This window comes from Palleniella intestinalis (genome assembly GCF_013166595.1).
GTDB lineage: Bacteria > Bacteroidota > Bacteroidia > Bacteroidales > Bacteroidaceae > Prevotella > Prevotella intestinalis.
In genome coordinates this window covers 447,659-468,881 of the sequence record NZ_JABKKG010000002.1, presented here as the reverse complement: position 1 = coordinate 468,881, position 21,223 = coordinate 447,659, and the positions used below count along the sequence as shown (strand labels likewise).

Below are 21,223 nucleotides of genomic sequence, written 5' to 3'. Positions count from 1 at the left end.
GCCGAACATGCGGGGATAAAAAGATTCGCTCCACAGCACCGTAAGACGGTGCCTCATGGAGGGTATGCTATGCATAAGAAATCTGTGTGTGGATGCTATGCAAACAACTATGTAGGAGGCACCGTCTTACGGTGCAGGCTGTCGCATTTCCTAACACCCCGCATGTTCGGCTTCGCCTCCATACGGGGTTAACAAAAACGCACCGCCTCGCGGTGCTTTGTTGCTTGCTTTTTTCATGAAATAGTCATAGGATAAATTCCGTTTTTTTAAAAATATCTTAATGTGTTGTAAATCAATTAGTAAACTCTGTGTAAGCAAATCTAAATTCGCCATTTGGCATGATTCTACTTTGCCATTTGGCACGATTTTGCTTTGCCATTTGGCATGATTTTGCTTTGTCATTTGGCACGATTTTGCTTTGCCATTTGGCACGATTTTGCTTTGTCATTTGGCATGATTTTACTTTGTCGTTTGGCACGATATTGATGCTGTCGTTGTATTGGGGATTGTTTGCGTTTCACATTTTCATGCAGATTTTGCGGATTCATGCAGATAATGATGCGTTAAGGGAGAAAATCCACAAACATCCGCATGAGACAGTAAGGTAATTGTGTTGTGTAACCCGTTGCAGGATAAGGTTTTACGAAAGGTAACACTTTGCCGGGCAAAAGGTTACCTTTTACCATGCGAAAGGTAACGGTAGACACAGTAAAAGGTTACCTTTGACAGCACACTCTGATATGGCAGCAAGAAATGATATAGGCTGTTGTGGCGGCTCTGTGACACGGAAATCTGTTATTTTGTCGTAAATTTTCATATACTTATATTATTTTAGGTGTGTTTTCTTTGAACTGTCAGGGAAAACAAGTATATTTGCAGATAAAAAAGAATCCGCAAACCATGTCGCGAGAAGAAACAGTACTTGAATATCTGCGTAGCCACGGGATTCCGTTCTCGTGCTACAATCATCCAGAGGGAAAGACTATCGAGGAGGCGAAACGCTGGTGGAAAGATGACGGTTCGGTGCATTGCAAGAACCTCTTCTTCCGCAACCACAAGGGCAATAGGCATTATCTCGTCTGCTTCCACTGTGACCACGACCTCGACATCCACGACCTTGAACGGCGTCTGAAGGAGTCGCTTGTCGCCAAAGGGCTGCCCTCATGCGGCAAACTGTCCTTCGCCTCGCCGGAAAGAATGATGAAATATCTCGGACTTGAACCCGGCAGCGTGTCGCCTTTCGGACTTATCAACGACGAGACCCACCATGTGCACCTGTTCCTTGACAATGCTCTCAGGGATGCAGAGACATTGTCCTTCCACCCGAACGACTGCCGTGGCACGGTGGTCATAAGGCATGAGGACTTTGAACGCTATCTTGCCTGTGTGGGAAACACTTACGAATATCTCACACTCTACTGATTCGCTCACGCAACATCCGCATTATGCGACCTGTGCGGAGACAAATAAAAAAGCAATAATGGACAAGAAACCACTCATAGGACATACGGAAACGGAACTGAAAACCATAGCCAAGGAGCTCGGCATGCCGGCATTCACCGGCGGACAGATAGCACGCTGGCTTTATGTAAGCCATGTGGATGACGTCGACGGGATGACCAACATCTCCAAGCAGAACCGTGAACGGCTGTCCGCAATGTACTGTGTCGGCTCGGCAGCGCCTGTCGATTGTCAGCGCTCCAAGGATGGCACGGTGAAGTACCTGTTCCCCACCGAAGGCGGAAAGACCGTCGAGACAGTCTTCATCCCTGACGGCGACCGCGCCACACTGTGCGTCTCCTGCCAGGTAGGATGCAAAATGAATTGCCTCTTCTGCCAGACCGGCAAGCAGGGATTTGAGGGACAACTGACCGTGAGGGACATCCTCAACCAGATTTATGCACTGCCTGAGCGCGAGCGACTGACAAACATCGTGTTCATGGGGCAGGGCGAACCGATGGACAATCTTGGCAATGTGCTGCGTGCAACGGAGATTCTCACCTCCCCATACGCCTACGCATGGAGTCCGCGACGCATCACTGTGAGCAGTGTGGGCATACGCGGAAAGCTCAAAAGGTTTCTCGACGAGAGCGAATGCCATGTGGCAATCTCGCTCCATACGCCGCTGCCTGCACAGCGCGAGCAGCTTATGCCTGCCGAGAAGGGTATGGGAATCAGGGAGATTGTCACACTCCTGCAGGACTATTTCCCTGCCGACCGTCGCGTGCCGCGTGGGGGAGTGGAGGGCGCATCGCACCAGCGCCGCCTGACATTCGAGTACACCGTCCTCGGCGGAACAAACGACACGCCGACGCATCTGAAGGAACTGGTGAAACTTCTGCGGCCGTTGGACTGCCGTGTCAACCTTATCCGCTTCCACCAAATCCCTGATGTGCCGCTGAAAGGGGCGGCAGAGAAGCAGATGGAGCATATCTGCGACTATCTCAACCGCAACGGCATAACGACCACAATACGAGCGTCACGCGGACAGGACATCTACGCCGCCTGCGGACTGCTTAACACAAAACACAAGGAGGAGGCTCTGAAAGCTAGCGAAAGCAAAGCCTCTGAAAACTAATATTTTGACATGAACATAGGTATATTACAATCAGCCGGCATCGCCGGTACAGTCATAGAGTGCGCCCTCAGTACACCGGACAATGACGATGTATTCACGGCGACCATATACAGCAAGGACAATGGCAACGACAAGAATGTCGGTGCAGACCTGAAATTCGGTAACATTTCGGGCATTGTCGTCGCTCCTGGCTCTGCTACGGAGTTCAGTTTTGACAGTGCGATGACGATGTATGTCGCTGAGCGCATGCGTCTTGCCACAGTGTTCCCTGACAAATCTCCGGAGGAAATCATGGAGTCATTCGACCGTGATGTGCTTGCCGAAAGAATAAATAAGGTGTGGATGTCACTGAAGCGTGACTTCCTTGTCTCCATGCCGCGCATAGCGCTGCTTGCTCCTGACGGTATGACGGAGGCTGCGGCTGACACTCTTGCGTCAGTTGTTGCAGGACTTTCGGAGCAAGGGGTGGGCATCTTTGGGCCATACGCCACGGCGGACTATACTGAACAGCAGCAGTTCCTGCATTTCGATGCCACACTTGCCCTTTTTGACGGTGAGGCGAAAGAAGTGCTTGGAGCAGTGACAGATGAGTCGCGCACAAAGCTGCTTATCGGTATTCCTATGGTCATGGCTTCTACGGAGTATGGCGCGACCCACGATTTCGATGCGAGTGGCATAGTGCAGCCTGCTTATGCCTTGCGCAAGGCGGTGTACACAGTCATCGATGTGGTGCGCTGCCGTGAGGCATACGATGAGGGACACCATGACCCGTTGCCGAAGATCTACCATGAACGCCGTGACGATTCGGAGAAGGTCCGCTTTGCCGTCAGGAAGCAGAGCCACGTTCCGGAGAGCGGCAACTGACAGTCTTTGGCATTTCGGTTTTGCAAGTTGACTACTATATTCAACCGCTGATGCGGTTAGTCGGTATGAGGTCTCACTTGTGAGATTAGAATTATAACATCAAAACATTGTAAATCATGAAAATAGTCTTCCTTACCGGTGCAGGAATGTCTGTCGAAAGCGGGCTTACAACCTTTCGCGATGCAGGAGGGTTGTGGGAGAACTATCCTGTGATGTCTGTGGCAAGCCACGACGGATGGTTGCGCGACCCGGAGTATGTCAATGCGTTCTATAACATGCTGCGTGCGAAATACAAGGATGTGCAGCCCAACGAGGGGCATCGGCTTGTGGCGGAATTGGAGAAGAACAGCAAGCATGAGGTTGTCGTTGTCACACAAAATGTTGACAATCTGCATGAACTTGCTGGTTCGAAGAATGTCATCCACCTTCACGGAGAGATGATGAAGATGTGCTCAAGCCGTGATGTCGACAACCCGAGATTCTGGGTTTCGCTGCCCCATGAGGGGTGGGAAGCCGACGGGCTGGCAGTGCCTAAGGGCGAGAAAGCAGGCGACGGTTCGTTGCTGAGGCCATATATCGTATTCTTTCAGGAGAATGTTCCGAACATGTATGACGCTGTTCAGGAGGCGCAGAAGGCAGATGTGTTTGTGATTATCGGCACCTCTCTCAATGTCTATCCTGCCGCCTCACTGCTGCAATATGTGCCGAAGACGGCGAAAGTGTACCTGATTGACCCCAAGCCCGCTATGACGGAAGGGGCTCATGGCGTGCATGTCATCGCGAAAGGTGCAAGTGAAGGCATGAAGGAACTTATGGAAATTCTTGGTGAGGAGTGAGAGATTGTCCTGAAAAAGAATACCAAGTCTTCCTGAGATGTATGTGGCAGCGCCACAATCCTTACGGTAACCTCCGGTTTCAGCCGTGCGGACTAAGCTATAATAATTAAGTTGTGTGGCAGAGCCACACTCCTTTATGTTTCAAGAACTTGTGGAACTTGTTATACAAAAAGAAATAAAACAAAAGGGAAGTGGAACAGAGATTGTTACAACAGATAAAGCAAAGATACGGAGTGGTGGGCAACTGTGAGCAGTTGAACCATGCGCTTGATGTCTGTCTTCAGGTGGCTCCTACCGACCTGTCTGTGCTCATCATTGGCGAGAGTGGTGTCGGAAAGGAGATTCTTCCGCGTATCATACATGACAATTCGCCACGGAAGCGTGAGAGATATTTGGCAATAAACTGCGGTTCCATTCCTGAGGGAACCATCGATTCCGAGCTTTTCGGCCATGAGAAAGGGGCATATACCGGTGCCATTGATGAAGGGGAAGGATATTTTGGTATAGCAAACAAAGGTACACTGTTCCTTGATGAGGTGGGAGAGTTGCCTCTTGCAACTCAGGCGCGTTTGCTTCGTGTGCTTGAAACAGGAGAGTATATCCGCGTGGGTGGTACGGAAGTGCTGAAGACTGATGTACGTATCGTAGCCGCAACGAATGTGAACATGGTGAAGGCTGTCAGCGAAGGCAAGTTCCGCCAAGACCTTTATTACCGCCTTAATTCCATACCTGTGCGTATGCCGGCATTGCGTGAGCGTGGCAACGACATCATTTCGCTCTTCCGGCTGTTTGCCTTGCAAATGGTGGAGAAGTACAAGATGCCGCGCCTTGACCTTACGGAGGATGCAAAACGCCTGCTGCTGAAATACAAATGGCCAGGAAATGTGCGCCAGCTGAAGAACCTTACGGAGCAGATTTCGCTGCTTTCCGAAGAGAGGACCATAACGGCGGAGACTCTTCGCAGGTTCATTCCTGACGATGAAGAGTCGATGGCGGTGGCGTCGTATTCCACAAAGCCGTCGGGAGAGAGCCATTCTTACGAGCAGGAGCGCCAGTTGCTGTTCAACTTTCTTGTAGAGTTGCAGAATAGTGTGCAGAGGCTTAACGGAGAAGTCCATGAGCTGCAGAAGCAGGTTATCGCACTCGGGGGGCAGCCGGTGCAGATGTCTCATCCTGTGCTTTCCCTTCCTTCTTCCATACCACAGATAGAGACTCCTGCCTACGAAATGGCGGACAGTGAGGAGATAAAGACGGAAAGCGATCCTATCGTAGAAAGTCTTAATGTCGGGGACAATGAAATGGAATTGCTGAAAAAGGCTCTCCTGCGTTGTGGAGGCAACAGAAAGAATGCTGCAAGGGAGCTTGGTATCTCGGACAGGACATTGTATAGGCGACTGAAACAGCTTAATCTTGAATAAGCATGGTTAGAGATCTGTGCTCTTTTGCTTATGCGAAAACACGCTTGCCCTTGTAAAACAATAATAACAAAACGGGCTGCCAACAGCCCGAATAAAGTGATGACAAAACGAATAAAACTACTATCAGTCCTTGCCTTTGTGCTCCTTCTTTGCGCGTGCAAAGTGAGTTACAAGTTCAATATGTCAAGCATTGACTATACGAAGGTGAAGACCATACAGATTGCAGAGTTCCCTATACGCTCCCAATACGTGTGGGGACCTATGGGGCCGATGTTCAACAATACGTTGAAAGACCAGTTTGCTGACCATACAAAGCTCATACAGGTGAAGCGCAATGGCGATATAAAACTGGATGGCGAGATAACAAACTATACGCAGCGCAACAAGTCTGTGTCGGCTGACGGCTTCTCGGCGCAGACGGAATTGGCGATAACCGTCAATGTGAGGTTCACGAACAACGCCAACCACAATGAGGATTTTGAGCGTCAGTTTACAGCAACCTCAACTTACGAGACGACACAATCGCTGGCTGCCGTGCAGGAGCAGCTTGTCACGGAAATGATTGACGACATCTGTGACCAGATATTCAATGCCTGCGTCGCCAACTGGTAGGACGGACATTGTAATCCTCGTAAAGGTCGAGCATATCGAAAGCATCTTCGATATGCTCGATTTTTATTGTCCCATGGGGGCTTCCGACTATGGAGATGATGTCGTACCGTGTGCGGCGGTTCTCCTTTCGGAAGATGGATTTGTAGTGTGCTGCGGCACTGACGATATGGCGGCGCTTCTCAGCGTTCACTGCTTCGTAAGGCTCTCCATAGTCATCCGTGGAGCGTGTCTTCACCTCCACGAAGACAAGTGTGGTGTCGTCCTCGTCGATGCATATAAGGTCGATGTCCGTATTGCCATGTCGCCAGTCTCGCTCCTTCACATACCAGCCTTTCTTTTCCATATATTCCGCTGCGCGTTCCTCACCCCAGTGTCCGAGGTCGTTATGCTCTGCCATGGTTGTTTTTGTTTTTTGTCATGATGCAACATGATATACCGTGATGTGACCTGATATATCATGATGTAACTTGATGTATCATGAGGCATCATAATGACTTTTGTTGCATCTTGTTGCATCATGATTGACTCTATCTGTAAATCTTCTTTATCTCAGCATTCTTGTAGTAATGCAGCAGAATCTCATCGTATTTGAAACCCTTTTCGCCCATGACGGCAGCACCAATCTGGCACAGTCCCACGCCATGTCCCCAGCCTTTTCCTTTGAGAAGGAAATCCTCGCCTTCGTCAGTGACCGTGAAAGCAGAACTGTAAAGATGCGTGTCAGAGAGTGCACGGCGTATTTCTAATTCCTTGCCGATAGTGAAGGAACGCTCTGTTCCTATCACCTTCAGGCGTGAAATCCTGCCCGATTTTCCGCGTTCGAGTGGCTCCATGGCAACGATGTTTCCAAGGTCAAGATGCAGTTTCTCCATAAGCAGGGACTTAACCTTTGCCTTACTGATGCGCACCTCCCACTCATAGAAGTCCTGAGTCTCCTGGTCATAGTCGTTAAGCACCTGCCGCAGGACTTTCGTGTCGTGCGTATTGCAGTACGGGTCGGCAACAGAGACAAGGTACGGCTTGTTGATGTTCTCCCAGCAATAGCGGTATTCTTCTGTCACACCACCACAGCATTTTGAGAAACGTGCGTCACAAATCTCGTCGTCTGACATGAGAATCTCGCCCTGAGTCTGCCGTATCGCCTCGCGGACATGGGCAGATGTCTGCTTCGTAATGCCCTGATAGCGTTGGCAATGGTCATCGGCGCAGACATCAAAGATAGTGTGGTCCTCACGGTCATACCACCGTATGAGTTCGTTGTCCTTCTTGATGAACGAGAAGAATCCTGCACTCTGCCCCTGGCTGCTGTGCCTGTGCTGAATCTGGGCAAGAAGCCATGAGCGTGAGATTACGGCATGCGCCTTCAGGAGTTCCAAGGAAGAGGTTGCCGACATCTCGGAAGAAATGACACTCGTCAGGTAGTCTTCGACGGAAAGTTCGTTTATCGCGCACACCTTTCCCTCATGGACAACGAAGCGCAGTGAACCTTTGAATGTCTGTTCCTCAAGGCGTTCCCAATGGAAGTTGACACCGATTGTAACATCATGGATAGTGAACGACGCCTCCACCTTTGAGCCTTCCGCCTTTCCGGGGACAAATGACAGTTCGCGATATTCGTTGCCGTTCCACAGGATGCTTCCCTCCGAATGCTTCACGGTCTGTTCTCCGACAATCGTCTCGCCCTTTGCCACATAAGGGGAATTGAGCGAGAAGCGTATCTCTTCGCCTGAGATGATGCCGACAGTGACGTGCGGCACTTTTTCGTATCTTAGGTTCTCGTCATCGTTTTTCTTTTCTCCGGCAATTTGTGTGATTACCTTCTCCATTTCCTTTTGTGACAGAGCCACTTCGCGAAGGATATCGGCGGCTGTCTGAGAAATCATTGTGTTGAAATCCGATTCCTGCGGAGTGATTATCAGTCCTGCCATGTCAAGCGCACCCGGGGACACCATCGGGCTCGGATAGCATGCCGGACGGTGGTTCTTACGTGGGAAGATGACGGTCAGTGTCTCTTCGCCGTTGCGCCAAGCGATGATGTTCATCATTGGCTCTGTCTCATCTTTCTGCACAGGCAGTGCATCATAGACAGTCTTGAACATCTGGCGGAAGCCTTTCTCGGAGCGTGAACGAAGGAGCAATGCAGGGCAGACATAATCGTTGATTGCCGAGATGTCCTCACAGTCGTTCAGCTTTACAATCCGGTGCAGTGAACGGGAAAGCCTTGCCCATTGCTTCTGCAGCGGCACGATTCCTGATGTTCCTGCCTGCAGATGCAGATGATCTGGACATGAAGCACCGCATTTCGGGCCGTTATAGAACACCATTATGTCAGGATAATGCTCCAAGAGACGGAATATCTTTGTATGCACATCCTTTATCAGCTGTGGTCTGTGGGTGTTGGAAGGAAGTGTGAAATGCGTCGGAAGGATAGGGAACGGATTGACAAGCATGTCAAGTGTGTCGTCAAGATGCTTCACCATCTGCTCCTGTGGGCGGTTATCTTTGCACAGGAAGCACGGGCGCTTGGCAATCGCAGCATTGCTTATGCTTGCCCCTGTGGAGACAATGCGCGCCGGATTGTACTGCAGTTTGAGCAGTGTGCCTGTACTGTCATCGGTGATGTCCCTCACCTGCACACCGTTAAGGTCAATGTATCTCTTGCGTGCATCGTCCCAAAGTTCAAGCTGGCGGTTGAAGAAACGCTGCAGCTTTGCCGTGCTTGCATCAGGCGTGCTGTTGCCGTCAAGACGGTCGGCACGTGCCTCCATGGCAATGCGTGCCTTTAGTTCCATGGTTCGCAGACGGTCTTTGTACATGTTGTTGGCATTGACCTTGTCTACGGAGAGTGCCGCATCGCTGTTGCCACCCCAACGACGGCAGAGGTACAGTTCATCATAGATGCGTCCGATGCGGTACTTGCGTGAGAATGCAAGCCCGAGAGCGTAGTCCTCACCGTAGCTTGTGTTCGGGAAACGGTATTGGCGCAGGATTGGGGTGAAGAATGCGCGAGGTGCTCCAAGACCGTTGATGCGCAGGGCATTGTTCATTCCGTTCTCGTCCGTCCACTCCTTATGGTCGATGAGACCAGGAGGGAGCGTGTTGAGATCGAAGTCGCACATACGGTAAGAGCCTATGACCATGGCAGCCTTCTGGCGGTAGAATGCATCGACAATCTGCTGCAATGTCCTTGGGGAAGAGTATAAGTCATCAGAGTCAAGCTGCACGGCAAACCTTCCACAGTGGAGAGAATCCACCGCCACGTTCCAGCATCCGCCTATGCCAAGGTCGTCACGCTCGGGAATGATATGTATCAGGCGGTTGTCCTTCGCTGCCAGTTCGCTAAGAGTCTCTGTTGTGCCGTCAGTGGAATGGTTGTCCACGACAATCACATTGAACGGGAATTTTGTTTCCTGAGCCAAGGCAGACTCCACCGCATCACGGACAGTTTTCTCGCGGTTGAACACAGGGATGACAACCGATGCCTCAATCTCAAATTCCTGTTCGCCAAAATCCGGAGAGATATAATCCTCAGGGTCCACCAACGCCCCTATCTGTTCAAGGTGGTGTGTGACAACCTTCTCCATTTCCACCTGCACATCACGGTTCCGAGGATTGACATAGTCAAACTGTTTCTCGCCTGATTTCCTGTTGTCAAGTTCCTCTTCAGTGTAAAGCAGTTCGTCAAGGTGGAACAGTTCCCCTTTCGTTGACAGCCACAGGCGCAAGGCATAAAGTCCAGCGAATTTCAGTCCCTGCATCATTGAAGAGTGGCTTTTGGCATACTCTTTCAGCAGTGGTGTGCGGATAAGGAGCAGTGTACCGAAGTCGAAATCGTCACGCAATGCACCCTCTTGATAGTCTATTGTCGGATGCTTCTCACGCTTTCCGCCGAGTGTCTTGTAATAGTCGCTGTACACCATAGCCGCTCCTGTCTCGATGGCGGTGCGCAGCATGCGCTCAATGGCATACTGTCCTAAGGTCAGTGGCACGGACTTTATGGCAAGAAGGGTGAAGTCCGCTTTTGCTTTCTGTGCTATTTCGTTGATTGTCACGCCTGCGTTGATTTCCGCGCAGTCAAGTACCGTGGTATGTTTCACCACGGCATTGTCCGCCAGCTGTGAGGCAAGGCTTTCCGAGGTGACAAAACTGTCTATACGTGCTATCATAGTCATCAATCTGTTTTATGCCCTAAAGGCGTTTCATGTTTGTAAGAATGAATCTCTTGCAAAGATAATAAATATTTTTGAGTAATGCCTGTTTTGCGGAGTGTTTTTGCGTTTTTTCTCCTTTCATGCAGTGTATCAGAATTCCACCACTAATGACACGTTTCACAGAAGGTTACACTTTGTTATGCGAAAGGTTACCTTTTACCATGTAAAAGGTGACACTTTATCCGGTAAAGTGTCACCTTTTGTTTCAGTATGTGTAAATCAGTGTTTTTGACTATTTTATGTCATTAGCAGGTAGTGTCCCCTTTTATCAGTCCTTGGGCAATGGCAATGCTTACGGCATGAGCATTGTTCTTTGCACCGAGGTGGCGCAGAATCAGCTTGCGGTGGTATTCGATGGTGTTCTCACTGACGAAAATCTGTTTCGCTATCTCGCGGCTGGACATTCCTTTGGCTATCAGTTGCAGAACCTCCAATGCGCGTTCTGAGAGTCCGCCTTTTGATGTGGCAAGGGAGAGGAAACGCGGACTGAAATATGGCATTCCTGTTGTCACAGACTCCACAGCGGCCACCAGTTCCATTGTGTCCTCGCCTTTAAGCACTATGGCAGCAGCTTTCGCTTCCATCAGTTCGCGGACGAGCCATGGCTCCTCGTGCATGGTGTAGATGATGAACCGCAATGTGTGGCATGCTTCTTGCATCTTGTGCAGGATTTCCGTCCCTTTGGCGTCAGGGAGTTCAAGGTCGACGATGGCGATAGCGTAATCACCGTTCTTTGCAAGTGCGACAGCCTCTTTGCAGCTTGCAGCCTCTGCCACAACAGTCCTTTCACACTTTTTCAAAAGGAAAGCCGCCACACTGCTGCGTACTATGGGATGGTCGTCAACAACAATGATTTGTCTAAGTTCTGTCATAATGTCACCTCCACTCTGTATATGCCGTTCCCCATGTCTGTATGTGATATTTCACCGTTAAGGCTTTTCACGCGCACACCCATACTTTGCAGTCCTATTCCTTGTCCGTCGCTGTTGTCTTTGGCACCGTCGTTCTCTACGGAGAGTGTGATGTGGCAGTCGTTTTTCTCAATGGCAACGTTGATGAATGACGGCTTTGCATGGCGTACGATGTTGCCGGTCAGTTCTTGCACGATGCGATAGATGTCGAAGCTCACGGCAGTGTTGACCGTGTTCCATTGCTCATCATCCTTGGAAGGGGCGCAGCGGAAGTCCACTTTGCAGTCGGGCAATGGGAGGTTGTCGATATAGTCGGACAAGATTTGTGCCACATTCTCCATATTGAAGCGTGGCGGCATGAGCTCGTGGGAAATCTGTCTGACATCGGTCATTATATGCTTCACCATTTGAGAGGCGTTGTCTTTTCCTGTGCTCAAGGCGAGTTGCACACCGAGAAGGTCATTGCATACACCGTCGTGCAGTTCGCGTGCCAGTCTTGCTCGCTCGCTTTCCAAGCCTTCGATGAAGCGTCGTTGCAAGGCAAGCTCGTTCTCCTTGCGTGTGATATGTCGGCGGTATAGTGTGAAGAGTATGATAGCGGCAAGCAGGACAAGGGCAAGTATGAGTATGGCTATCAGCGTCTGCTGGTTTGCACGTTCCGCAGCAAGTTTTGCTATCATCAGTTCCTTTTCTTGTGTTTTGTATTTTATGGTGAATTCCGACATCTGGCGGCTCATGCCATTGTTCTTCAATGAGTCGGCGATGGCGTAGGCTTCAGTCATGAGTTCCAAGGCTTTCTTTGTGTCTCCGAGTTTGGAATAGCATGATGATTTGGAGATAAGGAATGTGTTCTGTGGTATTCCTCCGTTATGTTTCGCAAGTGCTTCCAAGCGATTCCATAAGTCTATTTCTTTGCGATACTCCCCTTGTGCGTGCAGTATGGCGGTTTCTATCTGGAGGATTCCTATTACACCGCTGTTTGTAGAGTCGGCAAGTTGCAGTATTGGCTTTATCTTCTGCATATAGGTCTGCGCATCGTCTATCCTGCCGATTTCCACCAATGAACGTAACATTGGTCCGACGCTTTTCAGGATGATTGGGGCGTGATTGAGGGCAAGGATGTTGTCAAACTCAGGGGCTATAGCCTCAATGGATTCTTTGTAGCGTCCCATACGCATCATTGCCGCTGACTTTGTGGCGACGGCAGAGTACAGTTCGATTTGGTCTTTCGCTTCCATTGCCCATTTTATTGCGAGGTCTGCGTATTCGATGCCCTCCTTGTAGCGGTCTTGTTCCGTGTACAGCACGGATATGCTGTTGTACAGATTGGCTACGTAGTCCTTAGCGTCAACCTTCTCTGCTATGTCGAGACCTTTGCGGTAGGCTATCAATGCGGAGTCCGGGAGATTGATCCTGCGGTAGAGTATTCCCGATGTTGTGTATTGGTTGATAAGGACCTCATAGTCGTTGAGTTTCTCTGCGAGCGTGATAGCTTGCTTTGCGAATGGCAGTGCCTCCTTCATGCGTCCGCTGTTCAAGAGGCAGTTCGCTTTTTCTGCGTATATGTATGCCTTCAAAGTGTCGTTCCCGTCGGAGAGAGTCATGGCACTGTCAAGGAGGACAAGCGCTTGTGAGTTTACGGTTTGGTTGGAGAGTGTCTGCGCACTTTCAAGCAATGCTATGGCACGGTCGGTTGTGTCGGTCTTGGTTTCTTGGGAACAAGCTGCCGTACAGAGGGCTATTGACCATGCAATAACGTGATACGATATGTTTTTCATACGGTTTTAGTCTTTTTGTATGGTGATGCTTCTTTTTCTGTCATGAGTGTATGTGTAACAGTGCTTGCTACACTCTTGTGGTATCTTTCCGTCTACAAAGATACATTTTTTTTATAATTAAATGATGTGTTCTCTGTTATTTTTTTGTTTTCATGACATTTTGGCTACGGAACTCCGTAGTTTTCTATACAGGAGAGAGCAAAAATGGATGTTTTATGATGTTCTTTTATTAAATTTGCAGTGGAATTAAGTCTTATTGTTGCGGCTTCTCTTCTATGCTGTTTATGAGAATCATTTCATGAGTCGAAGTGTGGCGACGCTTCCTTGGAGTAGTGCTTCCTCCGTTCATGTTCTGATGGCTGGTGGAGGGGAGTTGTGCAAATGGTAAGAAGATGCATGATGTATATGAGAGAGCATTTATATATGTCAGGATGCTGACAGAGAGGCACTCACATTGCTTTTGCTGAGCAATGTGGGTGTACTGTCTCTTGTGCGTATGGTGTGTGTGGAATCATGGCACAAACTTTTGTGTCTTGTTGGATTGGTGACGCATTGATACGGTCATGAAAAAAATAAGGAATCACTCATATTGCTTTATGTGAGTGATTCCTTGTTTTTGTATATTACTTACGCAATCCTACTCAACGCGCTTCAGCAAGCGCTCCACATAGGCAGGGAGTGCAAAAGAGCCGCGGTGGAGATTGGTGGTATAGTAGTTGGTGATTATGCCGCGTTCGTTCCACCGCTTTGCATCAAGGTCGTCCGTTGGGTGGTACTTCTTTGAGGCAAAGCCGAAGAGCCAGTAGCCTGAAGGATAGGAAGGGATGTGCGCCTGATAGACACGGCTGATAGGGAAGGAGTTGACGATGCGCTTATGGGCGTTCTGTGTCTCCACACGGTCCTCATCGTAGAACGGCGACTGGTGCTGGTTGACCATGATGCCGTCGTCCTTCAGCGCCTTGTAGCATGAGCCGTAGAACTCTCGTGAGAGAAGGCTCTCGCCCGGTCCGTAGTAGCCTGCCGAGTCAATGATTATCACATCGTATTCGCCGACGATATGGCGGATGTAGCGGAGAGCGTTCTGCTGGTGGATTGTGACCTTCGGGTCATCAAGTCCGCCGGCAGAGAACGGCAGATATTTCTTTGCCGCCTCCACAACGCCTGTGTTAACTTCCACCATGTCAATGCGTTCCACCTCAGGATATTTCAGCAGCTCGCGCACCACACCGCCGTCACCTGCACCGAAGACAAGTATGCGGCGCGGATTGGGATGCACGGCCATAGGGATGTGGGTCATCATCTCATGGTAGATGAACTCGTCCTTTTCGGTCATGACAATGTAGCCGTCGGCAGTAAGAATCTTGCCGTATTCCGGCGATTCGAATATGTCAATCCTGTTGTTGTCATTCTCTTCGGAGAAGATATGCTTATCCAGTCGGATGCTCAGTTGGACATCCTCTGTATGTCGTTCGGTAAACCAGAAATCCATATTTTATTCGTATATTAATTTTGAAAAACCACTTGTTAAGTTGCTTTAAGTAACTATTGTAAATTACTTTATATTTAAGTTATGTTTGTACTAAAACTTGTTCTTTTCTGCCGCTTAGTGCTTGTCACTCAGTCACAATGCCCGCATTGCTCCTTCGATTCCGCACACTAATCGACTAAAAAACAACTGCGTTTTAGTATAAACTAATTTTCAACAGTTACTTATGCAAAATTCATCCACATTATATTAATATGTTGTGGCTTCCTTAATGACATTAAGCCTCTCTATGTTCTCATCCTCAGGACCTGTCATGGAGCATCCTTTCTCCTTTGCGTAGAGGATGTAGTCGATAATCTCCTGTGTGATGCGCTCTCCCGGGGCGAGGATAGGGATGCCCGGAGGATAGGACATGACGAACTCCGTGCATATCCTGCCGTTGCATTCGCGTATGGGCAGCATCTCTTCCTTCGGCGCATAGAACGCCTCCTGTGGTGTCATGACGACGGAAGGGTTGATGTACTCATGGTCGAACATGCCGGTGCGGTCCTTGTGGTAGCGGCGGCGGATGTCGTAGAGTGCGGAGACAAGGCGTTCCATTTCACGCATTCGGTCGCCGATGGAGATATAGGCGAGGGTGTTGCCGATGTCGCCGAGTTCCATCTGTATGTCGTATTCGTCGCGCAGAAGGTCATAGACCTCGATGCCGGCAAGACCGATGTCGAGGGTGAAGATTGACAGTTTGGTCTTGTCGAAGTCATAGACAGAGTCCCCGTTTATTATCTCCGAACCGTAGGCGTAGTATCCTCCGATTTTGTTTATCTCCTGCCTGCCGTACTCAGCCATTTCGACAACCTTGGCGAAAGCCTCTTTGCCACGCAGGGCAAGGTTACGCCGTGAGATGTCGAGTGACGCGAGAAGGAGGTAGGATGCGGAGGTTGTCTGTGTCAGGTTGATGACCTGCCGCACATAGCCCGGTGACACGTTCCCGCCTGTAAGCAGCACAGAGCTTTGTGTGAGTGAGCCACCGCTCTTGTGCATGGACACACAGGACATGTCCGCTCCTGCCGCCATGGCGGAGATTGGCATGTTTTCCCCGAAATAGAAATGAGTGCCGTGGGCTTCGTCGACCAGTACCATCATGTTGTGGGCGTGGGCGAGTTCCACGATTTTCTTAAGGTTGGAGCAGATGCCGTAATATGTCGGGTTGTTGACAAGGATGGCAACGGCGTCAGGATTCTGCTCGATGGCCTTCTCTATCTGTGAGATTTTCATGCCGAGGGCAATACCAAGACGCTTGTCGGTGTCGGGGTTCACGTAGATAGGTGTTGCACCGTTGACGACAAGAGCGTTGATGACAGAGCGGTGGACATTGCGCGGAAGGATGATTTTCTCACCTTTCTTGGATGCCGTGAGCACCATGGTCTGCACCGCACTTGTCGTTCCTCCGACCATAAGGAAGGCATGCTTTGCGCCAAAAGCCTTGGCGCAAAGCGATTCCGCTTCCTTGATTACGGAGATTGGGTGGCAGAGATTGTCAAGCGGTTTCATGGAGTTGACATCCAGCTCGACACACTGCTTGCCAAGGAGTTTCACAAGTTCGGGATTTCCCCTGCCACGCTTGTGTCCGGGAACATCAAAGGGCACGACGTGCTTGCGTGAGAATTCCTTCAAAGCCTCGTAAATGGGAGCGTTGTTCTGCTCCATCAGGTTCGGTTGAATCTGTTGTTCTTTTGTCATTATATATGGTAAAAAAGGGTTGTGGGTTGAGGGTTTGTGGTGTATAGGTCAATATTGACAGTGCTGACAGTATTGTCAATATTGACCAAACTCACACACACAACCTATAACCCACAACCTGAGCGAGGCGAAACTTAGAACTGCTTGAAGAAGTCATTGCCCTTGTCGTCCACAAGGATGAAAGCAGGGAAATCCTCTACGCGGATTTTCCAGATTGCCTCCATGCCAAGCTCCGGATACTCGACACATTCGATAGACTTGATGTTGCTTGAGGAGAGGAACGCTGCCGGTCCGCCGATGCTTCCGAGGTAGAATCCGCCATGCTTCTTGCATGCGTCGGTGACAACCTGTGTGCGGTTGCCCTTGGCAATCATCACGAGAGAGCCGCCATTCTCCTGGAACTCATCTGTGTATGGATCCATGCGGTTGGCTGTTGTAGGGCCCATAGAGCCGCAAGGCATGCCTTCCGGAGTCTTTGCCGGGCCTGCATAGAGCACAGGGTGGTCCTTGAAGTACTGTGGCATTCCCTCGCCTGCGTCAAGGCGTGCCTTGATTTTAGCGTGAGCGATGTCGCGTGCCACTATGATTGTGCCGTTGAGGCTGACACGTGTGGATACAGGATACTTGGAGAGTTCTTTGCAGACCTCTGTGATTGGCTGGTCGAGGTTGATAGAGATAGCGTCGCCTTCGCCTGCCTGACGGAGAGCCTCAGGTATGAGTTCGTATGGTTTGTCGTCCATCTTCTCAATCCAAACACCGTCCTTGTTGATTTTCGCCTTGATGTTGCGGTCAGCGGAGCATGACACGCCGAGACCGATAGGGCAGGATGCACCGTGGCGTGGAAGACGGATTACGCGCACATCGTGAGCGAACGCTGTGCCGCCAAACTGTGCTCCGAAACCGATTTTCTTAGCTTCCTCAAGGAGCTGCTTCTCGAGTTCGATGTCACGGAAAGCGCGTCCTGTCTCGTCGCCTGTCGTAGGCAGGGTGTCATAGAACTTTGTGGAGGCGAGTTTCACGGTGAGGAGATTCTTCTCAGCACTTGTTCCGCCGATAACGAAAGCGATGTGGTAAGGAGGGCAAGCGGCAGTTCCGAGACTCTTCATCTTCTCCACGAGGAACGGAATCAGTGTGCCCGGATTCTGGATGCGTGCCTTAGTCTCCTGATAGAGATAGGTCTTGTTGGCAGAGCCGCCACCTTTCACTACGCAGAGGAACTTGTATTCCATGCCGTGAGTAGCCTCGATGTCAATCTGTGCAGGGAGGTTGCAGCGGGTGTTCACCTCGTTGTACATGTCGAGTGGTGCGTTCTGTGAGTAGCGGAGGTTGTCCTCGGTGTATGTGTTGTAGACACCTTTTGCCAAAGGCTCCTCATCCTCGAAGCCTGTCCACACCTGCTGTCCCTTCTCGCCGTGGATGATAGCTGTGCCTGTGTCTTGGCAGAAAGGGAGCTGACCCTTGCAAGCCACCTCGGCATTGCGGAGCATGGTCAGTGCGACATACTTGTCATTGTCGGATGCTTCGGGAGAGTTGAGGATTTCTGCGACTTTCTCGTTGTGCTCACGGCGCAGCATGAAGTTCACGTCGTGGAATGCCTGAGTTGTGAGGAGCTCAAGAGCTTCCTTTGAGACTTTGAGGATTGGTGTGCCCTCAAACTCACTAACGCTTACGCCTTCCTTGGAGATGAGGCGGTACTCTGTCTTGTCTTCGCCAAGCTGGAACATTGGCGCATACTTGAATTCCGGATTAGCCATTTTTCTTTTATGTTTTTATTGTTTGTTGTTTATATGTAGTTATAATTGCTTATTATATGTAATGTTGTGATAATCAGTAGCCAAAGATTTCTTCGAGTGTCACACGCTTCACCGGAGCAACCTGCTCAATGGCTTTGATGTCGAGTTCTTTCTCGTCGCCGAGGATGACATAATGCAGAGGTTTTCCCTTGATGTTGGTCTGCTCGAAGTCAACAAGGGTTTGCAGGGTCATGTCAGGCACTGCGTTGTAGATGTCCTTGTTGATGTCGTGGTCGATACCCATGCGCTGTGCGTTGAGGTACTTGTAGATGATGTTCATCTTTGTTGTGCGCTCGGAAGCGATGTTCTTGAGTATGCTCTGCTTGGCGATGTTGAAGTTCGCCTCTGTCTGCGGCATGTTGTCGGTGATTTCCTTGAACGTGTTGACACAGTCCATCATCTTGTCGTTCTGTGAGATGATGTGCTGAACCCAATACTGCGGGTCTTCCTTGCGTGAAGGGGTGGAGTAGAATGCTGCCGCATTGTATGCCAGTCCTCGTGTCTCACGGAGTTCCTGGAAGACGATGGCGTTCATGCCACCTCCGAAATATTCGTTGAAGAGTCGTGTCGTAGGGATTGCTGCAACGTCAAGCGGCTTCTTCTCATTGTTGAGCATGCGGAGGTAGATGTTGTTCGCCTTGTATGGGGCGATGATGACCTGCGGAGTCTCAGTGGTTGTCCATGCCCACTCCTTGTTTGCAGGAACATCGGCAAGACGCTTTGCAACCTTATGGTTCTTCTCGACAGATTTTGCAATATCCTTCACGGAGCGTGGGCCGTAGTAAAGGACTGTGTGCTTCATTTGTGAGAGACCTTTCAGCAAATCGGTGAACACTTCCGGAGCAGTGGCTTTCAGTTCGCTTTCGGAAAGCATGTTTGTGTAGTCGTTCTTTGCACCGTGCATAGCATATTCCCAAAGGTAAGAGAAGCATGTACGCTGGTTTTTCTTACTTTCGGCACGCTCTTTCAGAGTGTTCTCGACATAGAGGTCATAGACATTCTTGTCAGCCTTTGAGTCGTTGATGATTGATTCGAGGAGTGCGAGAGCCGCTTCCATGTTCTCATCAAGTCCGGCAAGGCGCACTGTGACATTGGTATTGCCGACAGAGATGTTGTAGTCGCAGGCGAGTTTGTAGAACTGCTTCTTAATCTGTGCGTTGGACATTTTTGATGTGCCGAGCAATGGAATGTAGTCGTTTATGACAGAGTAGCGCACGTCGGCACGGTCTCCGAACTCATAACGGAAGACGAGTTGGAAGAGTCCGTTCTCCTTGTTCTGCACGTAGAGCATAGGGAGCTTGGTCTTTGTGGTGACCTTTGTCAGGTCGGTGTTGAAGTCTACGAACTGCGGATGTATAGGTTCTGTGGTGCGAGAGGTGATGTCGGTGAGGAATTTTGACGCCTTGTCACGGTTTGCTGGTATCGGAGTGATAGCCGGTTTCTCGATTTTCTTGATATTCTTGTCCTCGCCTTTCAATTTGTATCCGCAGACATAGCCGTCGGTGAGGTATTTGTTTGCGAAAGCGACGATGTCAGTTTTTGTGATTTTTGACATGCGTTCGATTTGGTGAACCTGGTCTTTCCACGGTTGGTTGTTGATGAAAGTGTTCACCATTGTTCTTACTCGTGAGCTGTTGTTCTCCATCTTCTGCAGATACTGGCGTTTCCTATTGTTTATGATGGATATGATAAGGTCGTCGTCAAAGTCGCCGGCTTTGAGCTTCTTCACTTCGCCGAGGAGGATGTTGCGTATCTCGTCAAGCGACTGACCTTCCTTTGGTGCGCCGCCCATGATGAGGATGCTGTAGTCTTTCAGTGAGAAAGAGCCTGCCTCGGCACTCTGCATCAGCATCTTCTGGTTGATGTTCAGGTCAACGAGTCCGCAGCGTCCGTTCATCAGGATGTCAGAGATGATTTCTAGAGTGTCACACTGGTGGGACGCAGCGCCGTCGAATCGCCATGCCATCATTATCTGTTCCTTCTCCTGACCGACAACGGTGGTGTCCTTAGGCTGTGTGAACAGAGGCTGTTTCGCAAACTGTCGCGGTGTGGTGTCCTTGCCCGGCTGCCATGAACCAAACTGCTCTTCAAGAATATCCATGACCTTGTCGCAGTCGAAGTCTCCTGCCATACAGATTGCTATGTTGTTAGGCTTGTAGTAACGGTCATAGTATTTCTGTATTTCCACAAGTGAAGGATTCTTCAAATGATCCTGTGTGCCGATGGTTGTCTGTGTGCCGTAGGAGTGAGAAGGGAAGAGTTGCGCGAACACAGCGTCAAAGAGTTTCGAGTCGTCGTTGGTCAGCGACATGTTCTTCTCCTCATAGACAGCCTCCAATTCGGTGTGGAAGCCACGCATTACGAGGTTTTGGAATCTGTCGGACTGTATCTCTGCCCAGCGCTGTATCTCGTTGGCAGGGATGTCCTCCGTGTAGCATGTCACATCGAATGATGTGTAAGCGTTTGAGCCGTCGCCACCGATTGCAGCCATGAGTTTGTCGTATTCGTTAGGAATATTGTACTGTGCTGCAATCTGCGATACGGAGTCAATCTCGTGATATTTCGCCTTTCGTTCCGCAGGGTCGGTGAGTTTGCGGTACTCTTCGTAAAGGGATGTTATCTTGTCGATATAAGGTTTCTCTGCATTATAGTCTGTTGTGCCAAACTTTTTTGAGCCTTTGAACATGAGATGCTCGAGGTAATGGGCGAGACCTGTACAGTCGGCAGGGTCGTTGCGGTGTCCTGTGTTGACGGCGATATGCGCTGTCACACGTGGTTTCTCTTTGTTTACGGAAAGGTAGACCTTCAGACCGTTAGGCATGGTGTACAGCCTTGTCTGCATAGGATCGCCCGGAACAGTGACATACTTGTGCTCTTTGGCATTAATTGTCATGACCATCGCAAAGACAGCGATTGGTAGAAACAGTTTTTTCATGATATTATTGTTTGTATGTTTTCTGCTTGTTAATTTATGGAATTACGCCGGAATGTTTTTT

Annotated in this window: 15 protein-coding genes; 6 read left to right on the top strand and 9 right to left on the bottom strand. The window is 49.8% G+C overall.

Translation table 11 applies throughout. The features are described from left to right. Positions 1-150 precede the first annotated feature (150 nt). Positions 151-402: a hypothetical protein gene (locus tag HPS57_RS04470; protein WP_172180538.1), complete on the bottom strand. Its 252-nt coding sequence runs from the start codon at positions 400-402 to the stop codon at positions 151-153. 498 nt (positions 403-900) lie between these two features. Between HPS57_RS04470 and HPS57_RS04465 the strand changes: the two genes are divergently transcribed. The 6 genes from HPS57_RS04465 (at position 901) to lptE (ending at position 6,308) form a co-directional block, all read left to right on the top strand. Beyond that, positions 901-1,422 carry a prolyl-tRNA synthetase associated domain-containing protein gene (locus HPS57_RS04465; RefSeq protein ID WP_135938563.1) on the top strand — a complete coding sequence of 174 codons (522 nt, stop codon included), beginning with the start codon at positions 901-903 and terminating at the stop codon, positions 1,420-1,422. 58 nt (positions 1,423-1,480) lie between these two features. Continuing rightward, entirely contained in the window at positions 1,481-2,578 is a 1,098-nt protein-coding gene (gene rlmN / locus HPS57_RS04460; RefSeq protein WP_172180535.1) for a dual-specificity RNA methyltransferase RlmN, read from the top strand. Positions 2,579-2,587: 9 nt separating this feature from the next. Continuing rightward, complete coding sequence (locus tag HPS57_RS04455) at positions 2,588-3,442, top strand: 4-hydroxythreonine-4-phosphate dehydrogenase PdxA (protein ID WP_172180532.1); 855 nt, start codon at positions 2,588-2,590, stop codon at positions 3,440-3,442. A gap of 113 nt (positions 3,443-3,555) precedes the next feature. Further along, entirely contained in the window at positions 3,556-4,278 is a 723-nt protein-coding gene (locus tag HPS57_RS04450; protein WP_172180685.1) for an SIR2 family NAD-dependent protein deacylase, read from the top strand. Between the two features lie 191 nt (positions 4,279-4,469). Next, positions 4,470-5,696, top strand: coding sequence for a sigma-54 interaction domain-containing protein (locus tag HPS57_RS04445; protein WP_172180530.1), 1,227 nt, complete (start codon positions 4,470-4,472; stop codon positions 5,694-5,696). Positions 5,697-5,795: 99 nt separating this feature from the next. After that, positions 5,796-6,308 (top strand): LPS assembly lipoprotein LptE, encoded by a 513-nt coding sequence (lptE, locus tag HPS57_RS04440; protein ID WP_172180527.1) that lies wholly within the window; start codon positions 5,796-5,798, stop codon positions 6,306-6,308. Here the strand turns inward: lptE and HPS57_RS04435 are convergent. The 8 genes from HPS57_RS04435 to HPS57_RS04400 all read right to left on the bottom strand — a co-directional run bounded on the left by HPS57_RS04435 (position 6,283) and on the right by HPS57_RS04400 (position 21,162). Beyond that, positions 6,283-6,705, bottom strand: a complete 423-nt coding sequence (locus HPS57_RS04435; protein ID WP_172180524.1) for a YraN family protein — start codon at positions 6,703-6,705, stop codon at positions 6,283-6,285. The two genes, lptE and HPS57_RS04435, sit on opposite strands and share 26 nt — an antisense overlap. A 130-nt stretch (positions 6,706-6,835) precedes the next feature. Next, positions 6,836-10,474, bottom strand: coding sequence for a DUF4922 domain-containing protein (locus tag HPS57_RS04430; RefSeq protein ID WP_253946454.1), 3,639 nt, complete (start codon positions 10,472-10,474; stop codon positions 6,836-6,838). 290 nt (positions 10,475-10,764) lie between these two features. Next, a complete protein-coding gene (locus HPS57_RS04425) occupies positions 10,765-11,391 on the bottom strand; it encodes a response regulator transcription factor (protein ID WP_172180522.1) in 627 nt (208 codons plus the stop codon). After that, positions 11,388-13,208 carry a tetratricopeptide repeat-containing sensor histidine kinase gene (locus HPS57_RS04420; RefSeq protein WP_172180520.1) on the bottom strand — a complete coding sequence of 607 codons (1,821 nt, stop codon included), beginning with the start codon at positions 13,206-13,208 and terminating at the stop codon, positions 11,388-11,390. Before HPS57_RS04420 ends, HPS57_RS04425 begins: the two co-directional genes overlap by 4 nt. A gap of 637 nt (positions 13,209-13,845) precedes the next feature. Next, complete coding sequence (gene speE / locus HPS57_RS04415; RefSeq protein ID WP_172180518.1) at positions 13,846-14,697, bottom strand: polyamine aminopropyltransferase; 852 nt, start codon at positions 14,695-14,697, stop codon at positions 13,846-13,848. Positions 14,698-14,943: 246 nt separating this feature from the next. After that, positions 14,944-16,434 carry an aminotransferase class I/II-fold pyridoxal phosphate-dependent enzyme gene (locus HPS57_RS04410; protein WP_172180516.1) on the bottom strand — a complete coding sequence of 497 codons (1,491 nt, stop codon included), beginning with the start codon at positions 16,432-16,434 and terminating at the stop codon, positions 14,944-14,946. A 134-nt stretch (positions 16,435-16,568) separates the two neighbouring features. Further along, on the bottom strand, positions 16,569-18,188 hold the full coding sequence (locus HPS57_RS04405) for a fumarate hydratase (protein ID WP_172180514.1): 1,620 nt from the start codon (positions 18,186-18,188) through the stop codon (positions 16,569-16,571). Between the two features lie 73 nt (positions 18,189-18,261). Continuing rightward, the gene (locus tag HPS57_RS04400; protein WP_172180512.1) at positions 18,262-21,162 is read right to left on the bottom strand and encodes a M16 family metallopeptidase; all 2,901 of its coding nucleotides are present in this window, start codon (positions 21,160-21,162) and stop codon (positions 18,262-18,264) included. Positions 21,163-21,223 lie beyond the last annotated feature (61 nt).